Source organism: Fundicoccus culcitae (assembly GCF_024661895.1).
GTDB lineage: Bacteria > Bacillota > Bacilli > Lactobacillales > Aerococcaceae > Fundicoccus_A > Fundicoccus_A culcitae.
Map to the genome: position 1 here is coordinate 267,645 of NZ_CP102453.1, position 12,616 is coordinate 280,260.

Annotated in this window: 10 protein-coding genes; 9 read left to right on the plus strand and 1 reads right to left on the minus strand. The window is 37.6% G+C overall.

The features are described from left to right. The first annotated feature begins 495 nt into the window (after positions 1–495). The 7 genes from hisS to NRE15_RS01435 all read left to right on the plus strand — a co-directional run bounded on the left by hisS (position 496) and on the right by NRE15_RS01435 (position 9,709). Entirely contained in the window at positions 496–1,815 is a 1,320-nt protein-coding gene (hisS, locus tag NRE15_RS01405; RefSeq protein ID WP_313793836.1) for a histidine--tRNA ligase, read from the plus strand. 1 nt (position 1,816) lies between these two features. After that, positions 1,817–3,601 (plus strand): aspartate--tRNA ligase, encoded by a 1,785-nt coding sequence (aspS, locus tag NRE15_RS01410; RefSeq protein WP_313793837.1) that lies wholly within the window; start codon positions 1,817–1,819, stop codon positions 3,599–3,601. Between the two features lie 12 nt (positions 3,602–3,613). Next, positions 3,614–4,507 (plus strand): deoxyribonuclease IV, encoded by an 894-nt coding sequence (locus NRE15_RS01415; RefSeq protein WP_313793838.1) that lies wholly within the window; start codon positions 3,614–3,616, stop codon positions 4,505–4,507. Between the two features lie 1,155 nt (positions 4,508–5,662). After that, complete coding sequence (gene nagA / locus NRE15_RS01420; protein WP_313793839.1) at positions 5,663–6,814, plus strand: N-acetylglucosamine-6-phosphate deacetylase; 1,152 nt, start codon at positions 5,663–5,665, stop codon at positions 6,812–6,814. Between the two features lies 1 nt (position 6,815). Continuing rightward, positions 6,816–7,415 (plus strand): 3'-5' exonuclease, encoded by a 600-nt coding sequence (locus NRE15_RS01425; protein WP_313793840.1) that lies wholly within the window; start codon positions 6,816–6,818, stop codon positions 7,413–7,415. A 123-nt stretch (positions 7,416–7,538) separates the two neighbouring features. Further along, positions 7,539–8,729, plus strand: a complete 1,191-nt coding sequence (locus tag NRE15_RS01430) for a glycine C-acetyltransferase (RefSeq protein WP_313793841.1) — start codon at positions 7,539–7,541, stop codon at positions 8,727–8,729. 17 nt (positions 8,730–8,746) lie between these two features. Beyond that, on the plus strand, positions 8,747–9,709 hold the full coding sequence (locus NRE15_RS01435) for an NAD-dependent epimerase/dehydratase family protein (RefSeq protein WP_313793842.1): 963 nt from the start codon (positions 8,747–8,749) through the stop codon (positions 9,707–9,709). Positions 9,710–9,812: 103 nt separating this feature from the next. Here the strand turns inward: NRE15_RS01435 and NRE15_RS01440 are convergent, their stop codons facing one another. Continuing rightward, positions 9,813–10,685, minus strand: coding sequence for a helix-turn-helix domain-containing protein (locus NRE15_RS01440; protein ID WP_313793843.1), 873 nt, complete (start codon positions 10,683–10,685; stop codon positions 9,813–9,815). Positions 10,686–11,033: 348 nt separating this feature from the next. On the opposite strand from NRE15_RS01440, the gene NRE15_RS01445 reads away from it, so the two are divergent. Both NRE15_RS01445 and NRE15_RS01450 read left to right on the plus strand, forming a co-directional pair. Beyond that, positions 11,034–11,444, plus strand: a complete 411-nt coding sequence (locus NRE15_RS01445) for a hypothetical protein (protein ID WP_313793844.1) — start codon at positions 11,034–11,036, stop codon at positions 11,442–11,444. Between the two features lie 27 nt (positions 11,445–11,471). Next, positions 11,472–12,572, plus strand: coding sequence for a hypothetical protein (locus NRE15_RS01450; RefSeq protein WP_313793845.1), 1,101 nt, complete (start codon positions 11,472–11,474; stop codon positions 12,570–12,572). The last annotated feature ends 44 nt before the right edge of the window (positions 12,573–12,616 follow it).

Below are 12,616 nucleotides of genomic sequence, written 5' to 3' on the forward strand. Positions count from 1 at the left end.
TAATTCTCTAATTTATTTTATATGCTTTATTATATAAACATCAAAAAACATATTCAATGAAATATTCGCTTGTTAACAAACAGTAAGATTTATGTGATAGAATTGATATCTTTCGCGTGTTAACAAAAAAAGTATACCATATAAACTCACAAAAAGAAGCAAAAACGCTATTTATTGGCGGTGGGGTTGATTTTCACAGCTTAATTAAAAATCTACTTGACTTTTGCCCAATATATTTGTAAGCTAAATCTAATTTAATAGTTAAATCGATGAAGTAGATAAGTAGTTGATAACCCAAGAGAGCTAATCTTAGAGCTGAAAATTAGCATGCATCAACGAAGACACTATGGAGAAGAATAATGCAAAGTTATTCCATTAGTCATGTTACGACTTAAAGGTAATGGTAAAAATTACGAATTTTAGGTGGTACCACGTTATTAAATACGTCCTATGACTTTATGTCATAGGCTTTTTTTATTTATTGGAGGAATGATTATGATACAAAAAATGAAAGGGACAGAGGATACTCTGCCTCAAAATATGGATGCCTGGCATTTTATCGAAGACACTGCCCGTGATGTGTTTGAAAGTTATTTATTCAAGGAAATTAGAACGCCTTTCTTTGAAGCTTTCGATTTGTTCAGTCGTTCGGTAGGTGATGAAACGGATATCGTCTCCAAAGAAATGTATGATTTTTATGATAAAGGTGAGCGTCATATTGCCTTAAGACCGGAAGGGACGGCTGGGATTGCACGGTCATATATCGAAAACAAATTATATGGGCCCGAACATGCGCAACCTTTAAAAGTGTACTACATGGGACCCATGTTCCGTTACGAACGCCCTCAAGCCGGTAGACAACGTCAGTTTAATCAAATTGGGATGGAAGTTTTAGGCAGTACAAATCCGGCTACAGATGTTGAGGGCATTGCCTTAGCTTGGGATTATTTTAATGAGTTAGGAATTGAAAACATTAGTTTACAAATCAATTCATTGGGGAAAACGGCTGATCGTAAAGCCTATTTACAAGCCTTAGTCGATTATTTTGAGCCATTATATACTGAATTGAGTGAGGATTCAAAGAAGCGGTTAAAAACCAATCCGTTAAGAATTATTGATAGCAAAGATCCTTCAGATCAAAAATTAGTTCAAGGCGCACCCCTGATTCTTGATTATTTAAGTGAAGACAGTCGACAACACTTTGACTCGGTTAAAACCCTTTTAACCCAATTACAGATTCCCTTTGAAGTGAACCCCTATGTCGTTCGTGGCTTGGATTACTATCAAGATACCATTTTTGAAATTGTGGTTGATGATGACACCATCGGTGCTCAATCAACCATATGTGGTGGTGGACGTTATGATGGGTTAATCGAGCAATTAGGTGGCCCTGCTACACCCGGTTTTGGTTTTGGTATTGGGGTCGAACGCTTGTTAATTTTACTCAATGAACAAGGAGTGGAACTTCCAGAAGCTGAACCCGTTGATGTCTTTGTTATGGGACTAGGTGAAAAGAGTAATGGTTTGGCCTTACAAGTCGTCCAAGCTGCGCGAGCAGCCGGGCTAATTGCAGACCGTGATTATTTGGGGCGCAGTATGAAATCCCAGTTTAAAACAGCAAGTAAATTGAATAGCAAAGTGATCATCACGATTGGTGACCAAGAAGTGGAACAACAAGTCGTGCAGTTGAAAAACCAAGCAGATGGTAAACGTGCTACGGTCGCTGTAGATGAATTATTAAATGATTTTGAGACATATTATCGTCAGATGGTACTGGATACATCGGCCATCGATAAATACTTTAGAGGTGAGTAAAATGGGGAAAAGAACAGTTTATGCAGGCAAAGTCAATGAATCGTTGGTTGACCAACCAATTATTTTAAAAGGCTGGGTACAAAAGCGTCGTGACTTAGGTGGTGTGATATTTATTGATTTAAGAGATCGGGAAGGTTTTTGCCAAGTTGTTTTTAACGCGGAGAACTTATCCGCTGATGAGATGCATCAAGCCGACCGCCTAAGAAGCGAATATGTGGTTGAGGTGGCGGGTACTCTACGCAAACGTGCAGCCGAACAGATTAATCCAAAAATTCCAACGGGTGAATATGAGCTGATAGCTGATCAATTGACGGTTCTAGCGGTTTCTAAAACCCCACCTATTTATATTGAAGAAGACTTGGATGTTGATGAGGAAGTCCGTTTACGTCATCGATTTTTAGATTTAAGACGACCAAATATGTACAACAATTTGCGTTTACGTCACACGGTAAGTCAGTCTATTCGTCAATTTTTAAATCAAGAAGAATTTATTGATGTTGAAACACCTTACTTAACCCGCTCCACACCTGAAGGAGCACGTGATTATTTGGTGCCAACCCGACGGGAACCAGGAGCCTTTTATGCTTTGCCGCAATCACCTCAGTTGTTTAAGCAATTATTGATGGGTGCCGGTTTTGACCGATATTACCAAATTGTTAGATGTTTCCGTGATGAAGATTTACGGGGGGATCGTCAACCGGAATTTACACAAGTCGATATTGAAACGAGCTTTTTAACTCAGGCAGAAATTCAGGCTTTGACTGAAAATATGTTGAAAGTCGTGGTTAAAGATGCCCTAGACATAGAATTAACCGAAGCTTTTCCAACGATGACTTATGCGCAAGCCATGTCTGAGTATGGTAGTGACAAACCGGATATCCGTTTTGAGATGAAACTGGTTGATTTATCTGAATTTGCTCTCCAATCGGATTTTGGCGTGTTTAAATCAGCAGTTGAAAAGGGTGGTAAAGTAAGAGCTATCAACCTTAAGGGCTTAGCAGACGCTTATACACGTAAAACAGCCGATGAATTAATTGAAGTAATTAAACCTTATGGCGCTAAGGGATTGGCATGGCTAAAAATAACAGACGAAGGCTTTAATGGGCCGATTGCTAAATTTTTTGCTTCAGAAGCTGATTATCAAGCGATTGTTGAACCCCTTAAGGGTGAAGTCGGCGATATTTTATTTTTTGTGGCTGACAAACAAGACGTTGTCGAAGCGTCACTCGGTGAGTTGAGACTCCATTTAGGTAAAAAGCATGAACTATATGATCCCAATGAATTAGCTTTCTTATGGGTAACCGATTGGCCATTATTTGAATACGATGAAGAAGCTGGCCGTTACGTTGCCATGCACCATCCGTTTACAGCCCCACAAAATATGGATGTAGAAGCCTTGAAAAACAATCCTGATACAGCTTTAGCGCAAGCTTATGATATCGTCTTAAATGGTTATGAAATCGGTGGGGGTAGTTTAAGAATTTATACCCGTGACATGCAAGAACAAATGTTTGAATTGCTTGGTTTTTCTCAGGATGAAGCGCAAGCGCAATTTGGTTTCTTATTAAATGCGTTTGATTATGGTTTCCCTCCACATGGTGGGATTGCCTTAGGCTTGGATCGCTTAGTGATGTTGCTAGCTAAAGAACCGAATATTCGTGAAGTGATCGCCTTTCCAAAAACAGGGCGTGGGCTTGATTTATTAATGCAAGCACCAAGTCAAGTCGATAATAGCCAATTACGCGAGTTGCATTTATCAGTAAAAGAAGACAAAAAAGTGAAGTAGGGAGTGCGGTAGATGTATTTAGGATCCCATGTCTCATTAAGCGGAAAAGATATGTTACTTGGCTCAGCTAAAGAAGCCGCATCATATGGCGCGAATGTTTTTATGGTTTATACCGGTGCGCCACAAAACACACGTCGTAAAGCCATCGATACATTTCGTATTGACGAAGCAAAGGCGTTTATGGCAGCGAATGGGATTGAATTTTTTACCGTTCATGCACCTTATATAATTAATCTAGCCAACACAACTAAAGAAGGCTATTTTGATTTTGCCGTCGAGTTTCTAAGAGATGAAATCCAACGTGTCACGGCTTTAGGAGCCACCCAAGTGACCTTGCATCCTGGCTCACATGTTGGCGCCGGGGTAGAAGCGGGGTTGACACAAATCATCAAAGGGTTAAATGAAGTCATCGATAAAGACCAAACCGTCCAAATTGCTTTAGAAACCATGGCCGGCAAAGGCACCGAGTTAGGCAAGACGTTTGAAGAACTGGCTGAAATGATTAGTGGTGTGACACATAACGAAAAACTATCCATCACCTTTGACACTTGTCATACTTATGATGCCGGCTACGACATTGTGACCGACTTCGATGAAGTCCTCAATCAATTTGATCACCGCATAGGGATTGACCGTCTGAAAGTCTTGCACATTAATGATTCAAAAAATCCTTTTCATAGCAACAAAGACCGTCACGCCAACATTGGCCAAGGTAGCATCGGCTTTGACGTCTTAAACAAAATCGTACACCACCCCCAGTTAAAAGACATCCCCAAAATTCTAGAAACCCCTTGGGTTGCTATTAACGACAAGGACAAAGTGGCACCCTATAAATACGAAATCGCTATGTTTAAAGCCCAACAAGAAAACCCCCATCTCATGGAAGATATTACAACCCCTAAATAAATACCTCTGCTACACCAAACCCGAAATTTCACACGGTTGAAATTTCGGGTTTGGTGCGTTCATTGGTTCTGGATTATAGCGCCGGTTTAAAGCTAACTTTCTGAGAGCGGGCTTATCTCAGATTTGTCTGAATGATAATAGACCAAATGAGTAAAAATAGATAGGCAAGATTATTCTGTCCAAAAAAGAGCTGAAAAAGGACAGAATAGCTTTAATCAACTAGCAAGCAATCTTAAGCTGACGGCCCGTTATTTCCTGCATATGCCCAACCGCCTGAGAGTAAGCTGAGAGGCGGATGGGAACGCCCAACCGCCAGAGAACAAGCTGAGAGGCGGATGGGACACCCAAACCGGTAAGCGGGAAGTGAAGCACCGTCATTTCTCATTTACCGCGAACTGGGGCGCTCACATATTCTAGTGCTTGTTGTGTGCGCGAACCAGAGCGCTCACATATTCAGGCGCTTGTTGTGTGCGCGAACCGGGGCGCTCACATATTCGGACGTTTGTTGTGTGCGCGAACTGGAGCGCTCACATATTCGAGCGCTTGTTGTGTGCGCGAACTGGGGCGCTCACATATTCGGACGCTTGTTGTGTGCGCGAACGTAAGCGGATGTTAAGTAAAGCTAATCGGTCAACAAATGACTGATTTCGTGACTGAATAAAGCTAATCGGTCACGAAACATCTGATTTCATGACCAATTAGCTTTATCGTAGTCTATTTTACGGTAATATATTTCCTGCTTACGCTCGTTCACTTCCCACTTACCAAACCGCCAGAGAACAAGCTGAGAGTTGGCGGTTGGAAGGATGATTCAAGGCTATTTTGATTCCAAATAGTAGCTTATTGTCATGAGGGAAAATCTGAGTGACAATGGGGCGGTTTAATGTCATGGGAGAAAATCTGAGTGACAATGGGGCGGTTTAATGTCATGGGAGAAAATCTGAGTGACAATGGGAGGGTCCGTCACTTCCCACTTACGCTGAGAAGCGGATGGGAATGCCCAACCGCAATAAACCATACCAACTTTCCAACTCCTACTCACAAACAAAGACACTTACGTTTATTTTACCCCTCATCCTCATTTACTTTCATTGTTAAACGCTACTATTAGTAGTAAAATACAAATAGATTATCAAAGATTTAAGGAGAGATAATATGCAACAAATTATTAAAGCGAAATATATCGTTCTTGAAAACGAGGTTCTTGAAAATCATTATTTAGTGGTGGAAGATGGTAAATTTAAAGCCTGTGTAGATACCCTACCTGATAACAGTGATGTGATTGATTATGGGGATGCCTATATATCAGCCGGCCTAGTGGACACACACATCCACGGATATAAAAATGCAGATATTATGGATGCCGACCCCGAAGGACTACAAACAATTGCGAACGGAATAGTCGAAAACGGAGTGACATCATGGCTACCTACAACCTTAACAGCAAGTGTTGAACAATTGGATAGAGCCTGTCAAGTAATTGGCGAAAATGCAGACAAAATTACAGGAGCAAAAGTTCAAGGTATTTTCTTAGAAGGCCCATATTTTACTGAAAAGTATAAAGGCGCGCAAAACAAAGATTATATGAGTGACCCTTCGATTGAACAACTATTAAAATGGCAAGAATTAGCCAATGGTCTAATTAAAAAAATTGCCATTGCACCGGAACGCAATGGAGTTAAGGAATTTATTGAAGTGGCTAAAGAAAATGGCATTTATGTCGCATTAGGCCATAGTGATGCCACCTACTTTCAAGCTTCTCAAGCCGTTGAAAATGGAGCAAATATTTTTGTTCATACCTTCAATGGAATGCGAGGCTTACATCACCGGGAACCCGGTATGGTTGGAGCTGCTCTTAACTTAAACGATGTATATGCCGAAGTAATCGCCGACGGCTTCCATCTCCACCCAGCAGTCATTCAGTTAATTGTCAAAACCAGAGGAACGGATGAAACCGTCTTGATTACCGATTGTATGCGTGCCGGAGGCATGCCAGATGGTCGCTCAACATTAGGTGAATTTGATGTCATTGTACAAGACGGTATGGCACGTCTAGCCAGTGACGGTAATTTAGCCGGCTCCATCCTAAAAATGATTGATGGGGTTAAAAATGTCGTTAACTGGGGGATTGTTTCATTACCCGATGCCCTACGTATGGCATCTTTAAATCCAGCCAAATCAGTTGGCATCGACAATGTTTGTGGAAAAATTGAAGCAGGTTATGCAGCAGACTTTATTGTTGTAACGCCTGAAGCAGATTTACTTGCAACCTATATCGATGGGGAAGCAAAGTATTTAAAAGTTTAATATGAAAAATACCAATGATTTTGTGGCATTAGACGTCGAAACAGCCAATGCCAATGCGCACAGCATTTGTTCCGTAGGTATTGCGAAATTTTCAAACGGCAAACTAATCGATCAATACTATCAACTCATAAACCCAGAAGAATCCTTCCGTTCAATAAATATCTCTATTCACGGCATACGCCCACGGGATGTACAATCAAAACCAACCTTTCTTGAAATGAAAAATGACATGATTAAGTTTATTGACGGATTACCCTTAATTGCTCATAATGCAGCGTTTGATATGGGAGCTTTGAAAGCCGATTATATTCGCTACAATCTCTCTTATGATATGATTCAATATATGTGTTCAGCTACCTTATCACGCGCCTTAGTTAAAACGGTACCTAATCACAAATTAAGCACTATGGCTAACTATTATCAAATTGAACTGAATCATCACCATGCCTTGTCGGATGCAATGGCATCAGGAGCTATTTTAATTAATTTGATGGCGGATTTGCAGGAAAATGATTTATTTGAATTTCTACGCCGTGTTCAATATCCAAACTTAGGCGAACTAGGTGGCAGAGGATTTAAAAAAGCGACAAAAAAAATATAAGACAAAAAGCTTGTTGGTAAAATTCCCAACAAGCTTTTTCATTGTATTCTAAATAACATTCATTGAAGTAAACGGATACATTTTGTATAATATATATGAAAACAATCATATAGGAGTGGTTAAATGGATTCACCATTAACATCTTTTTTGCAAAATGAAATTCAAGCGAAAAAAGATAAGGGATTATACAATGAAGTAGATATTTTAAGTAGTGAAAATGGCCCCATTATCAAAATAAATGATCGAGAATTAATTAACTTGGCTTCGAATAATTATTTAGGATTAGCAACAAATCCCGCATTAAAGGAAGCGGCAATTGATGCGATAAATACTTTTGGTGTGGGAGCCGGCGCTGTACGTTCGATTAACGGAACGATGACCTTGCACCAAGAATTAGAAACAGCTTTAGCAGAATTTAAAGGCACCCAAGCAGCTTTAGCGTTTCAATCCGGATTTAATTGTAATATGGGAGCTATCAGTGCCATCATTGATAAAAATGATGCTGTTTTATCAGATGCTTTAAACCACGCTTCAATTATTGATGGTTGTCGTTTATCCGGAGCTAAAATAATTCGTTATAACCATTCCGATATGGAAGACTTACGCCAAAAAGCTAAAGAAGCTAAGGAAAGTCAAAAGTATAACAAAATGATGGTCATTACTGATGGTGTTTTCTCAATGGATGGGGATGTGGCTCTATTACCAGAAATCGTTGAAATAGCAGAAGAATTTGGATTAATGACCTATGTAGATGATGCGCATGGGTCCGGAGTAATGGGGAAAGGTGCTGGAACAGTTAAGCATTTTGGGCTTCAAGATAAAGTAGATATCCAAATGGGGACTCTATCAAAAGCCGTCGGTGTCATCGGTGGGTATGTTGCAGGTAAACAGCTTTTAATTGATTGGTTAAAAGTTTCTGCAAGACCTTTTCTTTTCTCCACAGCCAGTACACCTGCCGATACAGCAGCGGCATTGACAGCCATCAAACAACTAAAAGCATCTGACCAACTACAAACACAACTATGGGAGAATGCGCGATATTTACAGAAGGGATTAAAAGATCTTGGGTTTACTTTATCGCCGACTGAAACACCCATTACACCTGTGATTATTGGCGATGAAAATATCGCACAAACTTTCTCAAAACGTTTAATGGAAGAAGGCGTTTATGCCAAAGCGATTGTTTTCCCAACGGTACCATTAGGTACGGGCAGGATTCGCAATATGCCAACCGCAGCCCATAACAAAGCCATGCTTGATCGTGCCATTGAAGTTTACGAAAAAGTAGGGAAAGAATTAGCGATTATTGAGTAGTTAGAGAGGAGTAAGCCATGAAAAATATTTTAGTAACTGGGGCATTAGGTCAGATTGGAACAGAATTAGTTAGCGCCTTACGCCAAAAGTATGGCGAAGACCATGTAATAGCTTCAGATTTAAGAGTGTTAGAAAATCATCCAATCAGCCAAGGTAAAAACTTTGAAATCCTTGATGTGATGGATTACGAACGCTTCAAATATGTCGCAAAGCGTTACGAAGTGGATACCATCATTCACTTAGCGGCTTTACTTTCAGCTGTTGCTGAGGCTTTTCCAAAAAGGGCTTGGGAAATCAATATGACAGGTTTAGTCAATGGTTTAGAAGTAGCCCGTGAATTAAATTTGCAATTCTTTACGCCATCTTCCATCGGAGCCTTTGGACCCAACACCCCTAAAATCAATACCCCTCAAGTAACCATTCAGCGTCCAAGTTCCATGTATGGCGTCACAAAGGTAGCTGGTGAATTACTGTGTGATTATTATTTCACTAAGTTTGGTGTGGATACCAGGAGCATGCGTTTCCCAGGCTTAATCAGTTATGTGTCATTACCGGGTGGAGGAACAACCGATTATGCTGTTGATATTTTTTATGAAGCATTGAGAAAAGGCAATTATGAATGTTTTTTAAGTGCAGATACCCGGCTTGATATGATGTATATGGATGATGCGGTTCAAGCTGTCATCGATTTAAATGAAGCAGAAGGTAGTCGCTTGTTGAATCGCAATGCCTACAATGTTTCCGGTATGAGTATTACGCCGGCAGAATTAGCTAAAGCCATCCAAGAGGAAATCCCAGCATTTGAAATTTCCTATAAAATAGACCCTGTCAGACAAGGGATTGCGGATTCGTGGCCAGATCAAATCGATTGCCAATCTGCCAAAGACGAATGGGGATTCAATCCTCAATACACTCTTGAGTCCACGGTAAAAGAAATGTTATCCCAGTTAAACAAAAAATTGTTTGTGGCTGTGGAATAAGACAGCAAAATAAATTTATGTAACTATGTATAAATAACGAACCTTCAAAGGCTCATGGTCTAATGAGCCTTTGAAGGTTTAAATTTATTTTTGCTATTATATTTCAAATTTCCGAATTTATTCTAAGTAATAAAGCTTCTAATTCTAATTGCAAAATATTAGCGACTTCAGAAGCTCCAAAATGTGACATCAACCGAATGGATTCTTGACATAATTCTACTCCTTCATCTACTTGTCCAATTCTTATTTTATAAACTCCTTTAATAAAATTCAAATGATTCTTATCATAGAAGTAGTTATGTTTAGATAATTTATACTCTATATCCTTAATCAATGGTGCAATTGGTTCTAAGTAATCTTGATCAAAAAAAAGATTGATAACATTCATCATAATGAGAGCATAATTTGATGAGTTTACTTGTAAATTATCATATCTAAGAGAGCGTTTATTAGCAGTATGACTTAAATTTTCAATTTGAGAACGATTCATAAAGAAAGTACTGTTACCAAATAAACTAACTTCGTAGTATTGCCATTCATCACTATTTAATAGATATTTGAAAATTACTTTTGCCTCTTCTTTATCAAACGGTTTTCCATAGATTTTTTTTAAGCGTTGATTCAATATAATAACATTGTGATAATGGCGTATATTGTCAGAATTCAAATATAGTTTAGTTTGTGAATCAATTAATTCAGATAGTTTAACAAGATTTTGTTTTCTATAAGCATCGCCATATTGAGCTAAAAATTGTTGTTGAGATTTATCACCAAGATCTTCCGATAAAAGTTTAAACTCACTAATATCAACGTTTATTCGCTTTAATAATGAAAGAAAATTTGACAAAGAAATATCGCTTTCATTTTTTTCAAATCGAGAAAGAAATTGTACTGATACTATTCCATCCGAAGTTTGTTTGAGTGTCATGCGCTTTGCTTTTCTAAAATATCTAAAGGTACTACCAATATCTGACAAAATAAATCATCTCCTTACTTGTTTTTTCATATATAACATATAGTGGAATTTTATTAATCAATGTTAATAAATGTGTTAGACTTCTATTGAAAGGGGGAGTTGTAATAAAAAGAATTTTATTATGTTGTTTGTTGCTTTTCTTTTGTATGGGAAATGAGGAGGGTTATACTTTAGAAAAATTTGTCGTTATGCCAGACTATGAGCATGTAATAGGTGAAAAGGATTAACATATTATTTAAAAAAGCTGTACAATTATTATATATTGTTTAGACTGTATAGTAAATGATTATGTTTTTTATTTTATATATCCAATCGATTCAGAGTTTAAAATATGAAAGGAATAAAATAATGAGGAATAAATTTCTTAAAAAGGTTGCATTAACGTTCTTGTCAATCTCAATGCTTACTCCGATTACAACTGCAAATGCTGAAAAGGATGGCTTTTATTTTAACTTACTCATAAATGTTAACGAGGGACGTGTTTATTCAGATAGAATTTTGAAAACTGATTCTGAAAATTATGGGGCTGTAACTACAAATTATAATGATTTAATTTGGTCAGATAAGGTTTATTATAAAATCCACCGAAATAATTGGTATGGTGGACGCATAGAAGCAACAGGCTATTATCGAGTAACTGGGAATGGTACCCTTAATTTATGGTATTATAACGGTCAGAGTGTCTATAATAGTAATTACCAACTTGAAGGTGATACTGATGTTCATAATGCAGTTGTATCGGGTATTTGGGAACCATAATCGAAAAATTATTTAAGGAGTTAAGACATGGTAGCATCAAAAAAAAAATTCTTTATTTTATATCTTGTATGCGCATTTATTTTAAGCGGGTGTTTCCCAACTGATAAAAGAGCGACCATCATAAATGAAGAAGAGGAGATTGATTCTCTGCAGGTACTAGATGAACATGTTGATCTCCAACTTACAGATAAAGTAAAAATTCAAGGGACAGTTAATATTGATTTTAGCCAAGAGTTTTATAATTACCAAACGAATTATTACCAATTTACTAAAGATGATCTAATGATCATTGATTCAGTGTTAGCAACAGATGGCGAAGTGTATCGAGAAGAACATAATGATTTCTTTTATGAACTTTATCAATTGAATGATTCAAAAGCAAGTATTTACCCTGCTATATTAGATTATTCTAAAATTGGAAGAGAGTGGAATTTTTTAGTAACCTCATTGCTTCAAGTAGATAATATATATAATCTATCGTCTTTTGATAGTGATCCATATGATTTAGAACAAGTAACTATTGCTCATGCAATTAAACAGGCTAATGAAGTTATTGAAAAATTATCACTAGAAACTATGGGAGATCCTCAAGTTTTTACATTGGATTTTAACATACTTTCAGAGATAAATCAGTTACGATTGAAGGTTAAAACAGAATTGGATCAATTTGATGAACACGATCAAGGGCAATTGTTAGTATATCAATTAGGGATTGAGGGTATTCCTATGGGTAATGGTTCATTTTCATTAGATAATGACGGGGTTTTTCCATACAATGGAAGCAATATGATATTCATTTATACTGAAGATGGTTTAACATGGCTTTCAATTGATGATGCATTTGCTAGACCTGTTGAAAAAGAAGAAATTACTAATCATATTAGTTTCGAAGAGTTACAAAGCTTGATTATTCAAGAATATGGACAAATAATTGGAATAAATGCAATCGTGATTGATGACATACGTATCGCTTTATTGCCTGAAATTAAAAATATAGAAAATTTTTCTTTTGAATTGAAACCATATTATCAAGTCAGGATAATTAGTGAACGGTCAAGTGGTGATAAAGAATCTACAATTATGACAATTGATTACTATTCATTATCAAACGGAGAAAGATATAAATAATTGAAAAACTCAGAGAAAGTTTCTCTCTGAGTTTTCTTATAGGA

What these genes read in the sequence shown, in the direction of transcription:
- NRE15_RS01445 (WP_313793844.1), top strand. Translation starts at nt 11,034, where the DNA reads ATGAGGAATAAATTTCTTAAAAAGGTTGCATTAACGTTCTTGTCAATC.
- NRE15_RS01425 (WP_313793840.1), top strand. Translation starts at nt 6,816, where the DNA reads ATGAAAAATACCAATGATTTTGTGGCATTAGACGTCGAAACAGCCAAT.
- NRE15_RS01415 (WP_313793838.1), top strand. Translation starts at nt 3,614, where the DNA reads ATGTATTTAGGATCCCATGTCTCATTAAGCGGAAAAGATATGTTACTT.
- hisS (WP_313793836.1), top strand. Translation starts at nt 496, where the DNA reads ATGATACAAAAAATGAAAGGGACAGAGGATACTCTGCCTCAAAATATG.
- NRE15_RS01450 (WP_313793845.1), top strand. Translation starts at nt 11,472, where the DNA reads ATGGTAGCATCAAAAAAAAAATTCTTTATTTTATATCTTGTATGCGCA.
- nagA (WP_313793839.1), top strand. Translation starts at nt 5,663, where the DNA reads ATGCAACAAATTATTAAAGCGAAATATATCGTTCTTGAAAACGAGGTT.
- aspS (WP_313793837.1), top strand. Translation starts at nt 1,817, where the DNA reads ATGGGGAAAAGAACAGTTTATGCAGGCAAAGTCAATGAATCGTTGGTT.
- NRE15_RS01435 (WP_313793842.1), top strand. Translation starts at nt 8,747, where the DNA reads ATGAAAAATATTTTAGTAACTGGGGCATTAGGTCAGATTGGAACAGAA.
- NRE15_RS01430 (WP_313793841.1), top strand. Translation starts at nt 7,539, where the DNA reads ATGGATTCACCATTAACATCTTTTTTGCAAAATGAAATTCAAGCGAAA.